This window comes from Neorhizobium sp. SHOUNA12A (assembly GCF_023006505.1).
In the GTDB taxonomy this organism is placed as follows: domain Bacteria; phylum Pseudomonadota; class Alphaproteobacteria; order Rhizobiales; family Rhizobiaceae; genus Neorhizobium.
In genome coordinates this window covers 15,712-35,294 of the sequence record NZ_JALBGV010000040.1, presented here as the reverse complement: position 1 = coordinate 35,294, position 19,583 = coordinate 15,712, and the positions used below count along the sequence as shown (strand labels likewise).

Annotated in this window: 16 protein-coding genes and 3 pseudogenes; 10 read left to right on the top strand and 9 right to left on the bottom strand. The window is 58.3% G+C overall.

Translation table 11 applies throughout. The features are described 5' to 3' along the window. Nucleotides 1–132: 132 nt before the first annotated feature. From MOV63_RS18340 to MOV63_RS18320, 5 genes and pseudogenes are all read right to left on the bottom strand, one after another. Nucleotides 133–1,467, bottom strand: a pseudogene (locus MOV63_RS18340) (ISKra4 family transposase); the annotation flags it as partial. A gap of 161 nt (nt 1,468–1,628) precedes the next feature. After that, complete coding sequence (locus MOV63_RS18335) at nt 1,629–2,117, bottom strand: ureidoglycolate lyase (RefSeq protein WP_247035495.1); 489 nt, start codon at nt 2,115–2,117, stop codon at nt 1,629–1,631. Beyond that, the gene (locus MOV63_RS18330; RefSeq protein ID WP_247035490.1) at nt 2,114–3,160 is read right to left on the bottom strand and encodes an L-idonate 5-dehydrogenase; all 1,047 of its coding nucleotides are present in this window, start codon (nt 3,158–3,160) and stop codon (nt 2,114–2,116) included. Before MOV63_RS18330 ends, MOV63_RS18335 begins: the two co-directional genes overlap by 4 nt. 37 nt (nt 3,161–3,197) lie before the next feature. Continuing rightward, the gene (locus MOV63_RS18325) at nt 3,198–3,968 is read right to left on the bottom strand and encodes an SDR family oxidoreductase (RefSeq protein WP_247035488.1); all 771 of its coding nucleotides are present in this window, start codon (nt 3,966–3,968) and stop codon (nt 3,198–3,200) included. Between the two features lie 13 nt (nt 3,969–3,981). Beyond that, the gene (locus tag MOV63_RS18320) at nt 3,982–5,181 is read right to left on the bottom strand and encodes a mandelate racemase/muconate lactonizing enzyme family protein (protein ID WP_247035486.1); all 1,200 of its coding nucleotides are present in this window, start codon (nt 5,179–5,181) and stop codon (nt 3,982–3,984) included. Nucleotides 5,182–5,353: 172 nt separating this feature from the next. Between MOV63_RS18320 and MOV63_RS18315 the strand changes: the two genes are divergently transcribed. The 7 genes from MOV63_RS18315 (at nt 5,354) to MOV63_RS18285 (ending at nt 12,189) form a co-directional block, all read left to right on the top strand. Then, nucleotides 5,354–6,109 carry a GntR family transcriptional regulator gene (locus MOV63_RS18315; protein ID WP_247035484.1) on the top strand — a complete coding sequence of 252 codons (756 nt, stop codon included), beginning with the start codon at nt 5,354–5,356 and terminating at the stop codon, nt 6,107–6,109. A gap of 24 nt (nt 6,110–6,133) precedes the next feature. Then, a complete protein-coding gene (locus tag MOV63_RS18310; RefSeq protein WP_247035483.1) occupies nt 6,134–7,126 on the top strand; it encodes a 2-hydroxyacid dehydrogenase in 993 nt (330 codons plus the stop codon). A 61-nt stretch (nt 7,127–7,187) separates the two neighbouring features. Beyond that, entirely contained in the window at nt 7,188–7,991 is an 804-nt protein-coding gene (locus MOV63_RS18305) for a transporter substrate-binding domain-containing protein (protein ID WP_247035481.1), read from the top strand. Nucleotides 7,992–8,064: 73 nt separating this feature from the next. Further along, the gene (locus MOV63_RS18300; protein WP_247035479.1) at nt 8,065–8,769 is read left to right on the top strand and encodes an amino acid ABC transporter permease; all 705 of its coding nucleotides are present in this window, start codon (nt 8,065–8,067) and stop codon (nt 8,767–8,769) included. Then, nucleotides 8,769–9,422 carry an amino acid ABC transporter permease gene (locus tag MOV63_RS18295; RefSeq protein WP_247035477.1) on the top strand — a complete coding sequence of 218 codons (654 nt, stop codon included), beginning with the start codon at nt 8,769–8,771 and terminating at the stop codon, nt 9,420–9,422. Before MOV63_RS18300 ends, MOV63_RS18295 begins: the two co-directional genes overlap by 1 nt. Next, nucleotides 9,403–10,134, top strand: coding sequence for an amino acid ABC transporter ATP-binding protein (locus tag MOV63_RS18290; protein WP_247035475.1), 732 nt, complete (start codon nt 9,403–9,405; stop codon nt 10,132–10,134). The genes MOV63_RS18295 and MOV63_RS18290 overlap by 20 nt, the downstream gene beginning before the upstream one ends. 507 nt (nt 10,135–10,641) lie before the next feature. Next, nucleotides 10,642–12,189, top strand: a complete 1,548-nt coding sequence (locus MOV63_RS18285) for an ISL3 family transposase (RefSeq protein WP_247035521.1) — start codon at nt 10,642–10,644, stop codon at nt 12,187–12,189. 312 nt (nt 12,190–12,501) lie between these two features. On the opposite strand, the pseudogene MOV63_RS18275 reads toward MOV63_RS18285, so the two are convergent. Further along, nucleotides 12,502–13,019, bottom strand: a pseudogene (locus MOV63_RS18275) (glycoside hydrolase family 19 protein); the annotation flags it as partial. A 132-nt stretch (nt 13,020–13,151) separates the two neighbouring features. Between MOV63_RS18275 and MOV63_RS18270 the strand changes: the two are divergent. Further along, entirely contained in the window at nt 13,152–13,352 is a 201-nt protein-coding gene (locus MOV63_RS18270; RefSeq protein ID WP_247035473.1) for a hypothetical protein, read from the top strand. A 96-nt stretch (nt 13,353–13,448) separates the two neighbouring features. On the opposite strand, the gene MOV63_RS18265 is transcribed toward MOV63_RS18270, so the two are convergent. Beyond that, on the bottom strand, nt 13,449–13,841 hold the full coding sequence (locus MOV63_RS18265) for a hypothetical protein (protein ID WP_247035471.1): 393 nt from the start codon (nt 13,839–13,841) through the stop codon (nt 13,449–13,451). 128 nt (nt 13,842–13,969) lie between these two features. Beyond that, a complete protein-coding gene (locus tag MOV63_RS18260; protein WP_247035469.1) occupies nt 13,970–16,009 on the bottom strand; it encodes a bifunctional diguanylate cyclase/phosphodiesterase in 2,040 nt (679 codons plus the stop codon). A 356-nt stretch (nt 16,010–16,365) separates the two neighbouring features. Between MOV63_RS18260 and MOV63_RS18255 the strand changes: the two genes are divergently transcribed. Further along, nucleotides 16,366–18,552, top strand: a complete 2,187-nt coding sequence (locus MOV63_RS18255; RefSeq protein ID WP_247035467.1) for a PAS domain S-box protein — start codon at nt 16,366–16,368, stop codon at nt 18,550–18,552. After that, nucleotides 18,549–18,965 carry a response regulator gene (locus MOV63_RS18250; RefSeq protein WP_247035466.1) on the top strand — a complete coding sequence of 139 codons (417 nt, stop codon included), beginning with the start codon at nt 18,549–18,551 and terminating at the stop codon, nt 18,963–18,965. The genes MOV63_RS18255 and MOV63_RS18250 overlap by 4 nt, the downstream gene beginning before the upstream one ends. Before the next feature lie 49 nt (nt 18,966–19,014). On the opposite strand, the pseudogene MOV63_RS18245 reads toward MOV63_RS18250, so the two are convergent. Beyond that, nucleotides 19,015–19,364 (bottom strand): annotated as a pseudogene (locus MOV63_RS18245) (EAL domain-containing protein). Nucleotides 19,365–19,583: the final 219 nt, after the last annotated feature.

Genomic DNA, 19,583 nt, shown 5'->3' with positions numbered 1-19,583 from the left:
TATTTTTATGGAACTGCTGTAGGAGGCAGACCCATGGGCGCTGAACAGGGAAGGCACGTTTAGCCCTGGCTGTCGGAACGGTGCCCGCAATCGATCGCGAAGTTCACCATTGATCTCGACCGCCCGAACCTACATGAGCATGTGAGCACCATTGAGCGTCCAGCGCATCTGTTGCTTCGTGAGCATCCGCTTGCCGACCAACGAGTTCACCGCTGACTCAGCGAGGGTGGTGGCGACACGAAGCCCGGCTCGGTAGCGCTTCCGTAGTTGACGATCGCACCGCGGTTCGATCGAATATAGGTCAAGAGTTGCGAACCGAGGCTGTGAAGCCCTTCGAGCGAGAAAACGTCTTCTTGCTGCGAGTGCTTCAGCCGTGCCAATAGCCCCTCGAGACTACGGATGGCGCGATCGACACGTCCGTGCCACAGACGCCATTTTACGGCTGTGATCTCCCTGTCGATGGACGAAAGGCTTTCGGAGAGACCGGATTGGGATCGTACCATACAGTCCGCGATCTGCTGCATGGTCCTGGACCCGCATGGCAATTTGGAACCAGTCGATAATATGAGTTGTCGGTTTTGGCAGAGCACGAGGCAGGCGCTTGAGGATTTCAGCGCCATCCGAGAGCACGATAACGTCGCCAAAACCGCGATATCCCTCCCGTCGAAGCGCATGCCAAGTTCGATCCCGGACTGCCCTCTGCTCGGTGTTGGCGGTGACGAAATAGCGGCCGCCGGCATCGCCCCTACCACCGCGACCGCATCGGCCTACAACAAGCTCGAAGCTTCGTGCTGAATTGGGTTCCGCGCTACGAACGTGGGCGGTGTCGATGCTGATGACGAACTCTTTGCGTCGATCACCAGGAAGCGGCATTTCGAGTTGATGTCACTCCTCCATCTTCCTTGTCGCGAGCCATTCTTCATTTGCAACATGGTTGTCGATCCGCTCGCCGACCCTGATGGTACGATTGCGCACGGTCGCGTGCGTCTCGATTGGCTCAACAGGGAGAAACTTGGCGAGTACATTCGCTGCCTGCCTGTAGGATATAACGCTTGCCAGCTGTGCCGTCAGTTCCATCAGCTCAGACGTCGCCCGATCGGGGCAGATTTCCTTCAGCGGCGCGAACGCACCCACCATGCCTGGATAGCAATCGCTGCACATCATCCAGCGGGGATTGCGAACCTTCACTGTGCCAAAGACGGTTCTGATGCGGCGCGTTGTGTAATCCTTGACCGCCCGGAACGTATGGCAATTCGGGCAGACTCGGCGATAAAGGGAATAGGTCTCGGCCTCATGGTTCACGACGGCGTTCTGCAGCGATTCCATAATTTTCTTGCCGTCCTCAATCGACAGGCCGAGGTCACCGTCAAACAGCCGCTCCCACCTCTTGTGGATGCGGACCTCCTTTCGGCAAATATCGCCGAACTCATTCTTGCCCTCGATCGTGATCTTCCATTCCACTGCCATCGTCGCCTCCTTCATCGAAGCAACCAAGATGGCCCGGCCGGCACTAACAGTTCATGCGCACCCCGGAAAAGTTACCGGTCTCGTTTTGCGTGGACCTCGCCGGACGTAGCGTCATCGTCCAATGGCGCGCCATATCGGCTGCGAACAACGAAAACCAATCCTCAGCCCGAGATCCAAGGCGCATTCGACACGGTGATCGGCGTGGATAGATCGTAAAGGACGGTATCGCCATCGGCGGAACTCATCATGGTCATGGCAAAATCGGCCGAGGCCTTTAATGGAGTTAGACGATGGTGCAGGACGCCACGATTGTAGGTGACGATCTGAGTCGGTTGGGCGACGAACGCTTTCAGCGTCGTTAGATTGGGCTCTCCGTCAGCACCGGTTTCGCAGACCACGACAAGCCACGGCGACATGTTGAGCGGCAAAAAAGTCTGCGCCGAATAAGGATGCTTCTCGAGGCGGGTTATTGTCAGTTGGCGGGGAACGCTCTCCACTTTGACGACTTGGAGGATAGGTTTCACGGCTGCGCCGATCGCCTCGTAGGCCGATGGCAGCGGCAGCAGACCAGAGAGATCGGACACGTCGCATACCGTGCCGAACGGTCGAAAAGCCTCTGCGGTCAGTGGTGCGGTGAGCAAACTTCTCATAACAGGCCTTCGCTGAAATCGAGCTGAACTTTCATGCTTCTGGTGCGATCGCTGGCAAGCTCAAATGCATCCTCCGCCGCCCTAAAGGGCAATGTCGCCGTTATCAAGGGCCTGACGTCGATGAGGTGTTGCCCCATCAGCTTGACAGCCTGCGCAAACTCGCTGTGAAAACGGAAAGTCCCTCGAAGCTGTAGTTCCTTGGCAACGATGGTATTTATAGGAAGCGTCATCTCGCCGCCCAGTCCAAGCTGCACAATGATGCCGCCCGGCCGAACTAGGTCCAAAGCGCCGGCAAGAGCAGCCTGATTGCCCGAGGCCTCGAACAAAACATCGAAGGAACCCTTGTCGGCACGATAAGGATCAAGCGCCTCGGCCGCGCTGGCAACATTGACTACCTGGTTCGCGCCGATTTGCCGGGCCAAAGAAAGCGGGGCTTCTGCGACGTCAGTCACCACGATCTTCGCTGCGCCGGCAAAGCGGGCAACGAGGACGCTGAGGATACCGATTGGCCCGGCACCGGTAATCAGCACTTTTTTTCCCAGCAATGAACCGGCCTGATGGGCTGCATGCAAGCACACTGCGAGCGGTTCGGCCATGGCCGCTTCGCCCATTGATAGCGTATCGGCGATCAAGACGGGCTGGGTTGCATGGACGACGACGGATTCCCGGAAACCGCCCTGCACAGGCGGCGAGCGCATGGCGCTTCCCATGAAGCGCATGTCGAGGCATTGATTCTGACGCCCTTCCACACAATATCGGCAGGTGCCGCATGCACGACTTGGATTGACCGAGACTCGCATGCCCGGAACCAAGTACGAAACCCCACTGCCAATCTCACTGACCACGCCTGCGAATTCATGGCCAAGCGCCATCGGTTCGCGGATACGGACGGTGCCGAACCCACCGTGGTGGTAATAATGCAGGTCCGACCCGCAAATCCCCCCCGTAGCCACCCTCACCCTCACCTCGTCATGCGCCAGGACGGATGACGCAACCTCTTCGATCCGCAGATTCTTCGGCGCATGTATGACAACTCCCAGCATGTCCTCTCCCTTCGATCTTCAAGTCTTCTAAGCGGGCTCAGAGCACGACCGACATTCCGCCATCAACGTAGATAATCTGGCCGTTGACATAGTCGGAGGCGCTCGATGCCAGGAAAACCGCAGCGCCGACCAATTCCTCCGGTCGGCCCCAGCGTTTCGCGGGGGTGCGTCCTTTAACCCAGGCATCAAAATCAGGATTGTCGACAAGGGCCTGGTTCATGTCGGTGAGCATATAGCCCGGACCGATAGCATTCGCTTGAATGCCATGCTGAGCCCATTCCGCCGCCATGGCCCGCGTCAGCATTTTGATGCCGCCTTTGGCCACGGTGTAGGGCGCAACCGTCGCACGGGCGAGTTCGCTCGTCAGGGACCCGATATTGATGATTTTACCACGGCCGCGCACGATCATTCGCGTCGCCGCTTCGCGACCTATCACGAAGGCGCTGGTCAGATTGGTGTCGATAACCCGCTGCCAGTCGGCGGTCTTGAGTTCGACCATTGGCTTGCGAAACTGGATGCCGGCATTGTTGACAAGAATGTCAATCGAAATCCCCTCGGTGTCGAAACGCTCAAAGGCTGCGATGATATCCGCTTCGGAGTTGACGTCGAACGTGGCGCCGTCAGCTGAATGACCGGCGTCCCGGAGCTCCGAAACCGCTTCTGCCACACGGGCGGCGTTGGTGCCGTTGATGATAAGGCGGGCGCCGGCGACGGCCAGTCCTTCTGCCATGGCGCGGCCCAATCCTCGGGAAGAACCGGTCACAAGTGCAGTTCGCCCATGAAGGCTGAAAAGTGGAACATTGGTCATGTCTCCCCTCCCCTTAAACGGAACTGCGACGCACGTGCAGATCCTGCCGCTCGAAAACTTGCGGCAGGAGATCGACCCCTAGGCCGGGGCCTTCCATAGGCAGGACGTAACCGTCCTTTATCACCGGGATCGTATCGACCAGTTCCTTGTACCATCCGGTATAAAAAGCCCGCACCGACTCCTGGATCAGGGTGTTGGGCTGGCTGAAGGAAGCATGGATGGCGGCGATGAACCCGACGGGACCTATACAGTCGTGAGGGGCGAACGGCCGGTGATAGGTGTCCGCAAGAGAGGCGATTTTGCGCCCTTCGGTCAGTCCGCCGGTCCAGCAAAGGTCCGCCATGACGATGTGCATGGCATCTCGGTCGAGCATGTCTTTGTAGGGGAAGCGGGATCCGAGCGTTTCGCTGGCGCAAACCGACACGGTCGTTGAGCGGGCAAATTCAGCCAGCGCCTGCGGCGAGTTCATTCGGATCGGATCTTCGTACCATGTCGGCTTGTATGGCTCCAGCGCCCGCGCGATCTGGATGGCGGTCGGAAGGTTCCAGAGCGAATGGAACTCGACCATGATCTCGATCCTGTCGCCGACGGCCTTGCGGATCTTCTCGAACGGCTCGATCGCCGTCTTCATCTGCGCCGGCGTAATATGGGCGCCGTAGTTCTCAATGGCCGCCGGGTCGAACGGCCAGATCTTCATGGCGGTAATTCCGCTTTCCAGCAGGCTTTCGGCCACCGCATCGGCGCGGTTCATGAAGCCGTCCAGATCTTCGTAGGGGCCACTGACATCGCCCAGGTTCCAGGTGGATACTGGCTTGATATTCTGCGAGCGTACATATTTGTAGCCCGCGCAGGTGTTATAGATTCGCTGTTTGTCGCGGCAAAGGCCTCCCAGCATCTGGTGGACCGGCTGGGAGCACACCTTGCCGAACAGATCCCACAGCGCAATGTCGATCGCAGAAGTTGCCCGCGATTCCACACCGGTGGAAGCCTGGGCCATGGGCAGGTTGGTCATCTCCCTGTGCAAGGCCTCGATGTTCAGGGGGTTCTTGCCCAGAAGGCGCATCGCCAGGGTGTCGTGAATATGTGCTTCGACCGCGCCGGCCCCGTAAAAAGTCTCGCCAAGGCCTATTACCCCGGCGTCCGTGTGGACGCGCACCCATAGAACATTAGCGAACTCGTCGGTCCGCAATGTTTCGAGCGAAACAATCTTCATCCTCTCCTCCTCCTCGTGCCGGGCGATGCCCGCGCACGTTCTGACCGATTGAAGCAACGCTTCCGGCTCTTCCGCATGAACGATAATATCGCTTGTAAAATTTCACAACATGTTTTAAAACATTTTTGAACGCAGAACAAAGTTTTGCCGTCGTGGAGGGAGGAGACCGTTCATGGCCAGACACAAAAGCAGGCCCCAGCTCGTGGTGGAAGGGGGAAAGCCGGCCCGTGCAAACCGGGTGAATTTTCTCGAGCTTGCCTATCAGAGGATCGAGGAGCTTCTTATCAATTGCGAACTGAAGCCGGGTCGCCAACTCACCCTTCAAGAGCTTCAGGATATGACGGGTTTTGGCCGCACACCTGTCCACAATGCCGTCAGCCGGCTGGCCGCTGATACTCTGCTGGTCATCCTCCCGCGCCACGGCCTTAGGGTCGCCCCTATCGACCTCTCCAGGGAGCGTATGCTTTTGCAGCTGCGGCGCGACGTCGAGCGTTTTGTCGTCAAGCTCGCCATCGAGCGCTCCAACCTATCGCATCGCAACCAGATGCTGCATATCGAGCGTGCCCTCAGGGAAAGACGAAGCAATATTACGCTGGATGAATTCAACGTGCTGGACCGGCGCATTGACGAGATTCTTCTGTCGGCTGCAGGCGAACCGTTTCTTGTCCACACGCTGCGCCCCCTGCACACGATCTACCGGCGCATCGGCTTCATTCACCACACCCACACGCTTGGAAAGCCCGACTTGACCCAGACGGTCGATTGTCATCTTTCGGTGCTCAACGCGGTGGCGAACCGGCATCTCGATACGGCTGTGGCAGCCACCGACGCTCTGATGGGATTCGTCGAATCGATGTTCGATGAGATGGAAGCAGGCATCGATCCTCGCCTTCTCGATTGCAGCATCGAGCCGATCTTCAGTCTTTAGTTTATCGATGGGGGAGGACTTCGTATGTCGCCAAGGATCGTTTTCCACGGTGAGAATGCCGCGTGTTTCAGCGAGGATTTCACCAGTTATGTCGCGGGGATCGGCGAAGTCGCGGTTCTGCCCGACGTGCTTAGCACCGAGGCGGAGCGCAGGATTTACGCGCAAGCCGAATTCATCGTCGGCGTCAAATTTGACGCGTCGCTGCCTACGCCCGAAAAACTCTCGCTGTTTCATGTTCCGGGCGCCGGGTTCGATGCGGTCGATCTGTCTCTGCTCCCGGATGGAGCGGTCGTCTGCAACTGCTTCGGCCACGATCCGGCGATCGCGGAATATGTCTTTGCCGCCATGTTGAGCAGGCACGTCCCGCTCCAGGCGGCCGATCGCAAGCTGCGAAACGGCGAATGGGCATACTGGTCCGGCGCTCCCGACCGTGTCCACGGCGAAATGTCGGGCAAGACCGTCGGCCTGGTCGGGTTCGGCCATATCGGCAAAGCCATTGCACGGCGCGCCAAAGCCTTCGACATGGGCGTCACCGTCGCTAATCGTAGCCGCGTCGAGACCTCCGATCTCGTCGATCGGTCCTTTTCACTGGACGAGCTTGTCCAGTTCTGGCCAACCGCCGATTTCATCGTGGTGTCGGTGCCGCTGACGCCATCCACCCGCAGCATCGTCGATGCAGCGGCCTTTGCCGTCATGAAGCCTGATGCGGTCATATTCAATGTCGGCCGCGGCCCGACCATCGATGAGCAGGCGCTTTTCGATGCGCTCAGGGACAAGCGGATCAGCGGCGCGGTAATAGACACCTGGTATGCTTATCCCAGCGCGGATGCGCCGATGAAACATCCGTCGTCGTTGCCGTTTCATCAACTCGACAACATCGTCATGACGCCGCACATGTCCGGCTGGACCAACGGTACCATACACCGTCGGCAGCGAACCATCGCCGACAACGTGAAGCTCCGGCTGGAGGGTGGCCGCTGCATCAATGTCGTCAGGGATGAGGTCCGGCGGAGTTGAAAAGACCGCCTGGGTTCGATCGACAAGTTTCCGAATAGCTCAATCAACAAGGGAGAGAGTGATGAGCTTCTTGCATTCCATGAAATCAGTGCTGGCCATGCTGGCGATATCTGCCGGCCTTATGGCGGCCTGCTCTGCCAACGCGCAGAGTGTCGACGATATCGTCAAGCGTGGCTCCGTCAAGATCGGGGTCCTGGTTGGGGCGCCGCCGTTCGGTTCCGTCGATGCGCAGGGCAATGCGATCGGTTACGACGCCGATGTCGCCGCTTTGGTCGGGAAATATCTAGGCCTGCCCGTCACCATGGTTCAGCTCACGCCGCCATCGCGCATTCCGGCCCTGGAGTCCGGAAAGGTCGACTTTCTGGTGGCAACGCTTGCACCAACCCCGGAACGCGCCAAGGCGGTGATGTTCACGATTCCCTATAGCGCGTTCCAGGTCGGCATCTATGCTCCCAAGACCGCCAAGATCGAAAAATGGGAGGATCTCAAGGGGATGACGGTCGGCGTCAACCGTGGATCGAGCGTGGAAAAGGAATTCGTCAGCCGCGAGAAGGAATTGGGTCTGACGATCCTGCGCTTCGAGGACGACGCAACCACGATGCAGGCATTGTTCTCCGGCCAGGTCCAGGCGATCGCTGGCCCGGATGCCCAGGCCAACGCGGCCATCCGCTCGCGCGGGGATACGACGACCGAGATAAAGTTCTTCTTCTCGATGCAACCGAATTCGATGACGGTCCGCAAGAACGCATTCGAACTGCATCAATGGCTCAACAATGCCATTTATATGATGAAGCAGAGTGGCGAACTTGACGCCATCGCCCGCAAATGGGTCGGAACGCCTCTACCTACCCTCCCCACCTTCTAGTCGCGCCTGTGACTTCCCGCGATCGGAGGCTCGGTTTCGGTCGCGGGCGGCAATTTTGGGAGGAGCCTGACCCATGGAATTTTCACTTCATTTCGAGTCCGTTTTCGCGGAGTCGGACCTGATCCTGCGCGGTATCCTGCTGACGATCGGATTGTCAGCGTGCGCCATAACGCTCGGCAGCGGCTTGGCGATTGTGCTGGTGGCACTGCGCGATCTTGGAAACGCGGCCGTTCGCCTGTTTGTCGATACCTATGTCGAACTTCTTCGCAACACGCCATTCCTCGTGCAGCTCTTCATGATCTTCTTCGGATTGCCGTTGCTGGGCCTGCGCATGTCCGGCACGCAGGCGGCACTTCTCGCGATGACGCTCAATCTGTCCGCCTATGCGACCGAGATCATTCGCGCCGGCGTGGATTCCATCCACAAGTCGCAAATCGAGGCCGGCCTGTCCCTGGCGCTGAGCCGGTTGCAGGTCTTCCGCTACGTCGTCATGAAACAGGCATTCGCGAAGGTGTGGCCAGCGCTTTCTAGCCAGTTCGTGCTGATGCTTCTGGCATCGAGTATTTGCTCATTCATATCGGTTCCCGAACTCTCGGGCGCCGCGGCAATCGTGGAGCAACGGACCTTTCGCAGCTTCGAAACCTACATCGTCGTGACGTTGAGCTATCTCGTGCTCGCCCTTGTCCTCAAGTTTGCGCTGATCTGGCTCGGCCATCACCTGTTCCACAGGAAGGTCGTTTCCATCCTGAACACTGCCAGCAAGGAAGGGATAGCCTGATGTCGACTTTCGGTTGGCCGGAATTTCTGTTCCTCTTGCGCTCGGCAGGTTGGTCGGTTGTTTTGACAGCCATCGCCCTTGCCTTCGGCGCAGTCGGCGGCGGGACATTCGCGATCATGCGGCTTGCCACCAACGCCGTGCTGCGCAATGTCGCCGCCGTCTATATCCTGACCATCCAGTCCATTCCGGTTCTCATGATCCTGTTCATGTCATATTACGGGCTGTCGATCGCCGGGGTTGAAATTCCGCCGCTTCTGGCAGCGTCCGTCTCGCTTTCAATCTATGTGTCCGCATATCTCGCCGAAATCTGGCGCGGTTCGATCCAGGCGGTACCGTTTCAGCAATGGGAAGCATCGGCATCGCTCGCACTCACCCGTGTTCAGCAGTACCGCTATATCATCCTCCCCCAGGCACTACGTATCTCCCTGCCGCCGACGGTTGGCTTCCTGGTTCAACTCGTCAAGAACACTTCCATCGTCTCCGTCGTCGGATTCGTGGAACTGTCCCGAGCCGGGCAACTGGTCAACAACGCGACGTTCAGACCGTTCGAGGTCTTTATGACCGTCGCGGCCATTTATTTCGCCATCTGCTTTCCGCTATCTCGCCTAAGCCGCTATCTCGAAAGGGTTCTCCATGTCGGTCGTAGCCATTGATCAAGTTCACAAGCGGTACGGCGCCCTTGAAGTCCTGAAAGGGGTTTCGCTGAGCGTCGAATCGGGCCAGGTCGTCGCCATCATTGGACGGAGCGGCTCCGGCAAGAGCACTATGTTGCGCTGCATAAATGGGCTCGAAGCGTTCCAGTCCGGCACCATCACCGTCGCCGGCCACGACGTCCGGCAAGAAGCGGCCAGGCTGCGCGCGTTGCGTAAGGACGTTGGTATCGTATTCCAGAGCTACAATCTCTTTCCTCATCTGACCGTTAGCCAGAACATCAAGCTGTCCCCCACGATTACCCAAGGCGTCAAACCGGCGGAGGCGGAAGCCATCGCGCGACGGGTTCTGGCCCAAGTGGGATTGTTGGAGAAGTTCGACGCATTTCCTGACATGCTGTCTGGTGGTCAGCAACAACGTGTCGCCATTGCAAGGTCGCTCGCCATGCGGCCGAAAGTGATGCTGTTCGATGAGGTGACCTCCGCACTCGACCCGGAACTAACCGGCGAAGTGCTCCTCGTGATGGAACAACTTGCGAAGGAAGGCATGACCATGTTGCTCGTCACGCACGAGATGAGTTTCGCCCGCCGCGTCGCCCATGTCACGGTTTTCATGCACCAAGGCAAGATCTGGGAAACAGGGCCGTCGAAGGAGCTTTTCGAAGATCCGCAGACGCCTGAACTGCGAGCCTTCCTGTCAAATGGGGTGAAATAGTCCGCCGGAGGTGGCGATTTACAGCAAGTCAAGCCAGCCACGGATCTCGTTCTTCTATCTCGTCCAGTAATCGCTGATTCACGATCAGCGGTTGCTGTCTGGGACAAAGCCGCGTCTGGGAGCGAACTACTGAGCCGAAAACGGAGCCGAAAATTTATGCCGAAGCCAGTTGCCACCGCCGAATCGACGGCCAGCGCTGAACTACCGTATATCTCTGCCTTTAATCTTCCCACGCATCCCATGACGACGTCCGATGACTGGCTCCAGGTCGGACAAGCGTGCCCTCTGTCGCCTTGAAAGGATATGAACCGCTGAGCCCAGCTCGCAATTCTTGTTAGATCTATACCAATGTCGTTTTGCATTTAATCGGGTTCTTCCTCACTTTGTGTGGTTCATCTGTCGTTAGCGAGGTTGTCGCTATGGGCGGGCATGCGAACAAATTCGAAATGGTCGCCCGGCCCAGGGGTCAAGATACTGGGTGTCGCGCTCACTGTTGACGACAGGTGGATTGTTTCCGCCGCTGGATCCGCGATCGGCATCTGCCCCGATTGTGGACGGCGAAGCCGAAGTAGGCATGGCTGGTCCCGCCGTAGTCTCCAGGATCTGCCGGTCCAGGGTCAGTCGGTGACAGTGAAACTCCTGGTGAGCCGCTGGCGATGTGCACATGGGGACTGCGCACGACGAACGTTCACCGACCGACTGCCGACGATCGCTGCTCCTTATGCGCGCCGGACGAGAAGGGTCGGGGAGATTGTCGGCTTGCTCGGCCACAGCGCCGGCGGCCGTCCTGGTGAGCGGTTGATGGAGCGGCTCGGCATGCCGGTCAGCGACGACACCATTCTGCGGCAGTTGAAGCGGGATGCTGCGGCGGCTCAACGCAGTTCCGAGATACGGGTGGTCGGTATTGATGATTGGAGCTGGCGGCGGGCGACGAGTTATGGGACCATCATGGTCGATCTCGAGCGACGCTCGGTCATCGACATACTGGATGATCGCAGCGTCGAGAGTGCCGCCAAGTGGCTGCGTGACCATCCCTCCATCGAGGTCGTCAGTCGCGACCGCTGCGGCCTGTATGCGCAGGCCACCCGTGAAGGCGCACCGAAGGCCAAGCAGGTCGCCGATCGGTTTCATCTGGTCCAGAACCTTCGCTCGGCCATCGAAGAACAGATGAGCCTTTCCGGGCGTGCCACCGGCAGGGCAATTCTTTCGGAGGACGCAATTGTTGACGCTGCGACGCATCGCCGGCGCGCCCGTCTTTCGCATAGGCAATCCCGCCAGGAAATATGCGACATGCTTCATGCTTTGCGCGAGGAAGGGCTGTCCTACAGCGAGATCGCCAGACGGACCGGCTATGAACGTCGCAGCGTAGCGAAGTGGCTCAAGTTCAAGATTCCGCCAGACAGGCGACGGTCGGCACTGAACCCCACATCGCCATGGTATTTCGAAGCCTTCCTTGCCCAATGCTGGAAGGATGGGAATCGGCGCGGACGGCATCTGTTTCATGACGTCAAGCAGCGCGGCTACACCGGCAGCTTCGCCAATCTGGAGCGGTTGCTCGGAGCTTGGCGGCGGGCCGAAAGGGGACAGGGCAATGATGTTCCGCCAGTCGCGTCGAAGCTGGAAGCGGTTCGAGATCCGGACACCGGTCATGCGATTTCGCCAGTGGTTGCCGCAGCGCTGTGCATCAAGCCGCGAGGCCTGCTGACGGACTGGCAGGCAAGGAAGGTCGATGCCCTGAAGCAGGGATCTGAGGCGTTCGCCGAGATGCGACGCCTGGCGATGCGCTTCAACGGCATTCTTCGCGGCAGGACATCGGTGCCACTGGATGCGTGGATCGACGATGCGATCGATTCCGAGCTCATTCCGATCATGCGGTTCGCTCGCGTCCTGCGCAGGGACCTCGATGCCGTCAACAACGCCATCGAGCTACCTTGGAGCAACGGACAGGCCGAAGGCCAGATCAACCGCCTCAAGACCCTCAAGCGCTCGATGTACGGTAGGGCAGGTCCCGAACTGTTGAAGGCACGAATGCTGCCACGGCTCCACACAAAGTGAGGAAGAGCCCTTCAGAATGATATTCACACATCCGGCGCCTTTGAGCCCGAACATCTGCAGATGCTCCCAGCAGGTCCTGGATAAGATCTGCGATCAGCGCGGTATTATCAAATCCTCCGGCCGAGCTGCGGACATCGCCACGGATGTGATCAATCTATTCCGGCTCGGGGTTCGGCGCGCGGATCATCTGCTTGCAAGGCTGTATCCTGCGGCCGACGCCACAAAGCCCAAGCCACCGAACGAGCCGCCACCACCGAAAAGGCCAAAGAGGCTGAACTTGCGTTTGACTTGCGTCTCGACCGCGGCGGGCACCACGGCCTTCTCTTCGGTCACCGGTGAGGCGGAGAAGGCCGCCATCTGCACCGAGGCTCCGGATAGAGCGAGGAGATCCTTATGAAGGCCGCGCGGATCTTGGGTCCAACGTCGCCGTCGACATCGAGCCCGCGTTCGGACTGGTAGCGTCGGATGTCCGCCTCGGTCGGCTGATAGCCGAGCAGGACGAGCGAGATCCGGCCGTAGTAGTCGATGCGGTCAACCAGACCGTTCTTGCCGCCGTTGATCTTCTTGGTGATCGTCTCGATGTCGTTCCGGTCTGCATAAGCGTTCAGGTTCCGGGTCGACCAATACCAGAGCGGGACAAGGCCTCCCCACGGATCGGTGTTGACGAAATCCGGCTGCGCAACGAAGTCAGGCGGATTGTAGTCCTTCGCCCGGCACCAGTCGCGGAAGGCCTCATAGTTCGCCTTGCCAGTGATCTGGGTGCCAGTCCTGCCGCGGTAGAGGTAACCGTCGCCATCAGCTGCCGGCGTGTTGCCGAGATCGGTGCGGGTAGCCGTAAAACTGAGCATTCGTCCGCCTCACCTTGGACGCATCCTGTTCGAGGTGAGTGGCAAAAGGGCTCGACGCCTTGCTTTTCAAAATGAACGGCTGCAACTTACACGGGTCAACCTTTGGAGGATGGGATGAGCAAAGCTGATGACGATCTATTGACGCGAGAAATCAACGCTTTTGCCGACCAGGCCGAGAAGCATACATTTTCCCACGGGGACATGGAAGCGATAGCCATGACGCTTAAGGCTCACTTCACCGATCGTTCGGTCGACGAGATCAAGGAGAAACTGAAAGACGTCTTCGGCGCTCGCGATTTAAGTTGGATGGCGTGAGTAAACCGGGCCTTAGCCCGGCTCACCTTATCGGGTGTGCGGGAGCGCTATGCCGCCTGCTTCCGGCGGGCGTCCCGCTGGCGTCTGCTTACAGCCTTAGCCTTCGGCGGTTGGAAAGGGCTCGCGCTTCCTCACGGTCTCTAAACTGAAGGCATTCGTTCTGCCGTCTTTAGAAACGACCTTTCCGCGTTGGATTTCGTGGATCTCGGAAATCCCTCGAAGCTTCATCACCAAGCGCGCGACCGCTTCGTCACTCGGTTTTGGCTGAATGACTGGATAGACCTCCCTTCCAATCCAAGAGATCGACGTGCATTGGAATTCGATGATGTGGTTCGGCATTCCCCGAGGTACAACGCCCACTTCACCAAAACGAAGATTGCCATAACCGTCAAGAAAACGCTCGGAGCAATAAGGATTAGGGCGGAGAGAACTTAAAAAAAGTAAAGGATTTGTCAGCCCGACCCTGATTGAACCAAGGTGAATTGCCAAGGACCTTGACCTGATTGGAGAAGCGACGAATAAGCGGTTCTCAAGACCAGAGGATTCCTGCTGCGAAGGCATACGCGAAAGCCGGATAGGACGAGACCGAGGTGCTGACGGCAATCATTGAGGTCTTTTTAGGATTGGTTGACTTCGATGGTTGCCGATGAGCGACGCAAGAGTGCCTCTACATGGCTGAGAGGTAAGGGCTTTCCGAACAAATACCCCTGGATTTCGGTACACCCGTGTTCCCTCACTCGATCGCGCTGGTCACCCGTTTCAACACCTTCCGCAGAGGTGGTAATGCCGAGGCTGGATCCCAGGTCGACCACTGCCTTTACTATGGCAGCGCAATCCTTCGAATTTCCAAGCTCTCGGATGAAGGATTGATCGATCTTGATTTTGTCGAAAGGAAAAAGCCGGAGATAGCTCAACGAGGAATATCCGGTACCGAAATCATCCATCGCGATCCGCACGCCCAGTCCCTTGATGTGGTGCAAGGTAGCCAGAGCCGCCTCACTATCGGTGAGGAGGACGGATTCGGTGATTTCTAGTTCAAGCTGACCTGCCGACAAGCCGGAATCTGCGAGGGCAGAAATGACCGTGTGGACAAGCGAGTGGTTTCTGAACTGAACTGGGGAGAGGTTTACCGCGACCCTTACGTGGGCCGGCCAGCTTGCAGCGTCCTTGCAAGCATGCCGCAACACCCATTCCCCCAGAGGAACAATCAAGCCAGTTTCCTCCGCCAACGGGATAAATTCAGCAGGCGAGACCAACCCCCTTTCAGGGTGATGCCAACGAACAAGTGCCTCGAACCCGATAATCTCCTCCGTTTTGGCGTTGACCTGAGGCTGATAATAGATTTCGAACTGGTTGTTCGCTATTGCCTGGCGAAAATCGACTTCAAGTTTACGTCGCTTCTGGATGCCGACATCCATCGCAGGCTCGAAAAAGCAGTAGTTGCCTCGACCGTTCGATTTGGCTTTATAAAGAGCGGTGTCAGCATTCCGCAGCAGACTATCGGCGGTGTCGCCGTCGTCAGGGGCTACCGCTATGCCGATGCTTACGCCGATGTGAATGGGCTGCCCTTCAATGTGGAATGGATCGCCTGCAGCATCCACAAGTCTCTGCGCAAGCTCCGAGGCACTTTCCCTCGATTGATTATTATCCTGGAAAACGACAAATTCATCTCCGCCCAATCGCGCGATGGTGTCGCCCTCCCCGAGGCAATTCGTCAGTCTATCTGTTGCTGACCTCAACAGAAGGTCGCCAACGGAGTGCCCCATGGTATCGTTGACTTCCTTGAAGTGATCGAGATCCAAACATAGCAGAGCGCTTGTTTTTCCGCTGTGCGCGAGGGCCCTGTCGATCTTCTCGCGCAACAGTATCCGGTTGGGCAAACCCGTCAGAGGATCGTGGCCAGCCATGTGTTTTATCTGCTCCTCGGCGCGCACGGAGTCGGTGCAATCCTCGTGAGTGGCGACGTAGCCGCCGTGTTCCATCGGATTGTGGGTGATCTTGATCACCCTGCCATCGCTCAGAAGTATGTTTTGGCTGGCGGCGGACCCCTTCAAAGCGGCCTCGACGACGACATCAAAATAGGCCTCTTGCTGAACGGGCTCGTTTCCGGCTGTCCGGCGATAGTGGAGAATCTGACTCAGAGGTGTTCCTGGACGCGTTAAGGTCTCGGGCAGATCATAAAGGCGTGCATAGGCGGCGTTGCACAGAAGAAGCCTTTTCTCAGCGTCGAACATGCACAGCCCGTGCGGCATGTTCGCCAGTGCGGACTCAAAGCGGCTGTTTTGAGCCGCCAGATCCTTTTTAAGGCTGGTCAGCACCGAAATATCGTCACAACTCATCAACCATCCACCTTCATCCAATGGTATGGAGGCAACAGAAATCGTCCGATCACCGATCGAGATCTCCTGATAGAATGAGCTTGAACGGGTGAGGAGATGCGTCAGCCAGGTATCCTCATCGTCATCCGGACTGGGCGGTTGGGAAAGGGCCGGGATCTCAGCGGCTATCTTTACCGCGCTGATACCCACTTCGATCGCGCCTTTTGGAGCCTGCAGCAAATCGGCGGCCCTGGCGTTGCACACCAAAACCTGTAGGTCTGCATCAAGCAGCACGACGCCTTGTTGCATGTTCTCCAAAGCGCGGAGCAAACTGAGCATGATTGACCTCTTGTAACGGTACACGTTATTGTAGAGCGCGTGCAGTGCGGTGACAACGGCTACATGCGCAAGCCGCATTTCCCCCTGACGTGTCGTCAGGCCCACTGTCAAAAGCTGGCTGAGACTCGCCTGCCTCCATGCTCGGGAAGGCCCTCATAGGAGCGGCTGCGAGGTTCTCAGACTGGAGGTGCAGCAACAGCTACCACAGTACAGGCTTCCCCAGCACTACGAGAATTGCGCTCCTCTCAAGGAACGAACCGCCGTCTCGGTCGTTTCTTTGGGTCATCTGATCTGCGCCTTGAGCGAAAGATCGGGGGTGCGGGGTCGCCCGAAGAGTAGCAGGTGCAGGATCGCGGATGTCGAATGTCGAAGAATTTCCCATCGCCGCTAGAAAGCTGAGCGAATATGACGCGTTGGTGGCGGCGCCGCCAAGCGTTTTTGATGCCATCCCGGGGGCAGTGTATCTTTGCGACCATGAAGGCTGGCTCATCCGTTACAACGCGGAGGCGGCAGAGCTTTGGGCGCGCGCGCCATCGCTCGAGGAGACCCCTGAGCGCTTCTGCGGCTCGCACCGTCTTTTCCTCCCCGACGGGGCGCCACTCCCACACGAAGTCTGCCCGATGGCAACGGCCGTTTTAAACGGGACCCCAACTCGCAATGCCGAAGTCATTATTGAGAGGCCCGATGGTTCGCGCTTCGTCGCCCTCGTAAACATCCGCGCCCTGAAAGACCACGAGGGCAGGGTTCAGGGAGCGATAAACTGCTTCCAGGACATTTCCGCGCAAAGGGCAGCAGAAGAGGAAGTTGGTCGAAAAGGCGCTGATCTCGATGACTTTTTCGAAAACGGCGCCATCGGCCTCCACATCGTCAGTGGCGACGGTATCATTCAGCGTGCGAACAAGGCGGAACTAGCGCTTCTGGGATACGCGTCCGAGGAATATGTCGGCCGCCACATAGCGGAGTTTCACGCCGATGCGCCCGTTATTGGAGACATCCTCCATAGGCTATCCTGCGGCGACAAGCTCGACCGGTACCCTGCGCGGCTGCGCGCCAAGGACGGCTCCATCAAACATGTGCTGATTACGTCCAACAGCCGTTTCCAAGATGGGAAGTTCGTTAGCACGCGTTGCTTCACGACCGATGTCACCGAGCTTTTCGAATCCGAGACCGCACGTCGCGAAAGCGAGGAGAGACTGGCGGCCACCTATGAGGCGGCCACAATCGGCATTGCAGAGGCGGATGCGCAAGGACGCCTGCTTCGCGTCAACGACGCGCTCTGCGGGATGCTGGGGCGCTCCCGTGAAGAGCTGCTCACCATGACCTTCTTTGACTACACTGAGGAGGAGGATCGGGAGGAAGATACAGCTCTCTATGCTCGTCAGATCAGCGGCGATCTCGACGCCTATACCCTTCGGAAACGGACGATCAGGCCCGATGGCACCAGAGCCTACCTTGACGTCCATAGTTCGTCGGTTCGAGATGAGGCCGGCGGCTTCCGTTATGGTGTGCGCGTCCTGCAGGATGTGACCGCGGCCAAGCAGATGGAAGACCAGATTCGCGCAAGTGAACAACACATGCGTGATCTGCTGGAGGCGCTGCCGGCGGCCGTTTATACGACCGACGCGGCAGGACACATCACCTTCTACAACAAGGCAGCCGTAGACATGTCCGGTCGCACGCCTCAACCCGGCGATATGTGGTGCGTCACCTGGCGCCTCTACAATGTGGACGGCAGTCCTCTGCCGCACGACCAGTGCCCGATGGCGGTGGCGCTGAGAGAGGATCGTCCGGTCCGAGGCGCGGAGGCAATCGCCGAGCGGCCCGATGGCAGTCGCGTTCCCTTCATTCCCTACCCCACGCCCCTTCATGACGGCAATGGCAATCTGATCGGCGCGATAAACATGCTTGTCGACATCAGCGAGCGCAAAAGGGCCGAGAACGAGCAGAAGATCCTCATCGATGAGCTCAATCATCGGGTCAAGAACACACTCGCAACCGTACAATCGCTGGCAGGGCAGACGGCACGACATGCTGACAGTTTGCAAGAGTTCGTAGAGCGGTTCGAGGCGAGGCTGCTTGCACTGTCGCGGGCCCACGATCTGTTGACCAGGCATCATTGGAAGGATGCACCTTTGGATTTGCTTGCTCAGGAAGTACTGACACCACTGGCCGGTGATGGCGCCGGCCAAATCGAAATGAACGGCCCCTCAGTCGTTCTCGATGCACGCACCGCCCTGAGCCTGACGATGACACTCAATGAACTTGCCACCAATGCCATTAAATATGGAGCGTTGTCATCGGAAGTGGGTACTTTATCAGTTAACTGGCACCTCCTGGAAGAGGCGGAGAACCAACCGAGGCTGGTCCTTGATTGGCTGGAAGTCGGCGGGCCGCCGGTGAGCCCCCCGACGCGCCGCGGCATCGGCAGCCGCCTGATGGAGCGTTGTATCGAGCGCGATTTAGCAGGTGAGTTTGACCTCGCCTTTGAGCCGGCTGGCGTCGCCTGCCGTATATCGGTCCCTGTCGAGGCGGTGAAGACATGAGCAACTATTCCGGACTGAAGGTACTCGTTGTAGAGGACGAGGGTTTCGTGGCCCTCATGATCGAGGACATGCTTGAAGATCTCGGCTGCGAGATCGTGGCGTCCGCAGCACGACTAGCGGAAGCACGTGCACTGGCTGCCACAGCGACGATCGATCTGGCGATATTGGACGTCAACCTGGCCGGTCATCCCAGCTTCCCCGTTGCGGAAATACTGCGCGAGCGCGGCATACCGTTCTTATTCAGCACCGGATATGGCCAGAGTGGCTTATCTCATGACTTCACAGACCAGCCGCTCATTGGAAAACCTTTTTCGATAAAAGAACTACAGGAAACGATCGCCCTGGTCCTGGGGTCGGCTACCACTTGGCTACAGAAATCAGGCAGCGCTCGTGAATTGAGGTTTGAGGGTTGACGCCCGCCTGTTCGTCGGGTTCGCGGCGATCAAAGCATAGACTGTCGTCTTACTTAGGCGGCAGCTGCCTTGCGCCCATCGGTTTTCCAACAAGGTACCCCTGGAGCTGATCGCACCCGGATCGGGTCAAAGCACCGGCCTGCTCTTGAGTCTCGACACCTTCGGCCGTCACTGGAATGTCCAGCGCCTTCGCAAGCGAAAGCGTTGCGTTTAGAACGCCTGCGCCTTCTTGTCCGCCAGTGCGATCACAAGTGACCGATCGATCTTCACGCGGTCGAATCCGAACTCGCGCAACGCCCCGATGCTGGCATAGCCGCATCCGAAATCGTCCAGGGCGAACTTTACGCCAACCGCTTTGAGCCTGGCGATCGTCCGTTTAGCTTGCTCTGGGTTTGACATCAGTACCCCTTCTGTAATCTCGAGGGTCAGCCGACGGGGCGCGAACGCCTGGTTCAGCGGATCTGCGCCTTCCGGAAAGGGCACAAAGCCGGAATTTAACGTCAGCACCAGCAACGGCATCTTGCACAACGGAAAAAGGAGAAAGCCGTTCCGATTAGCCCTTCCCCGGCCCTTCGGTTCGGAGGGCGCCGCGCTTGAAATCAAACCGGGACTTTATTT

Excerpts from the sequence above, each read along its gene's own strand:
- MOV63_RS18335 (WP_247035495.1), bottom strand. The coding sequence starts at position 2,117 with ATGAGAAGTTTGCTCACCGCACCACTGACCGCAGAGGCTTTTCGACCG.
- MOV63_RS18330 (WP_247035490.1), bottom strand. The coding sequence starts at position 3,160 with ATGCTGGGAGTTGTCATACATGCGCCGAAGAATCTGCGGATCGAAGAG.
- MOV63_RS18325 (WP_247035488.1), bottom strand. The coding sequence starts at position 3,968 with ATGACCAATGTTCCACTTTTCAGCCTTCATGGGCGAACTGCACTTGTG.
- MOV63_RS18320 (WP_247035486.1), bottom strand. The coding sequence starts at position 5,181 with ATGAAGATTGTTTCGCTCGAAACATTGCGGACCGACGAGTTCGCTAAT.
- MOV63_RS18315 (WP_247035484.1), top strand. The coding sequence starts at position 5,354 with ATGGCCAGACACAAAAGCAGGCCCCAGCTCGTGGTGGAAGGGGGAAAG.
- MOV63_RS18310 (WP_247035483.1), top strand. The coding sequence starts at position 6,134 with ATGTCGCCAAGGATCGTTTTCCACGGTGAGAATGCCGCGTGTTTCAGC.
- MOV63_RS18305 (WP_247035481.1), top strand. The coding sequence starts at position 7,188 with ATGAGCTTCTTGCATTCCATGAAATCAGTGCTGGCCATGCTGGCGATA.
- MOV63_RS18300 (WP_247035479.1), top strand. The coding sequence starts at position 8,065 with ATGGAATTTTCACTTCATTTCGAGTCCGTTTTCGCGGAGTCGGACCTG.
- MOV63_RS18295 (WP_247035477.1), top strand. The coding sequence starts at position 8,769 with ATGTCGACTTTCGGTTGGCCGGAATTTCTGTTCCTCTTGCGCTCGGCA.
- MOV63_RS18290 (WP_247035475.1), top strand. The coding sequence starts at position 9,403 with ATGTCGGTCGTAGCCATTGATCAAGTTCACAAGCGGTACGGCGCCCTT.
- MOV63_RS18270 (WP_247035473.1), top strand. The coding sequence starts at position 13,152 with ATGAGCAAAGCTGATGACGATCTATTGACGCGAGAAATCAACGCTTTT.
- MOV63_RS18260 (WP_247035469.1), bottom strand. The coding sequence starts at position 16,009 with ATGCTCAGTTTGCTCCGCGCTTTGGAGAACATGCAACAAGGCGTCGTG.
- MOV63_RS18255 (WP_247035467.1), top strand. The coding sequence starts at position 16,366 with ATGTCGAATGTCGAAGAATTTCCCATCGCCGCTAGAAAGCTGAGCGAA.
- MOV63_RS18250 (WP_247035466.1), top strand. The coding sequence starts at position 18,549 with ATGAGCAACTATTCCGGACTGAAGGTACTCGTTGTAGAGGACGAGGGT.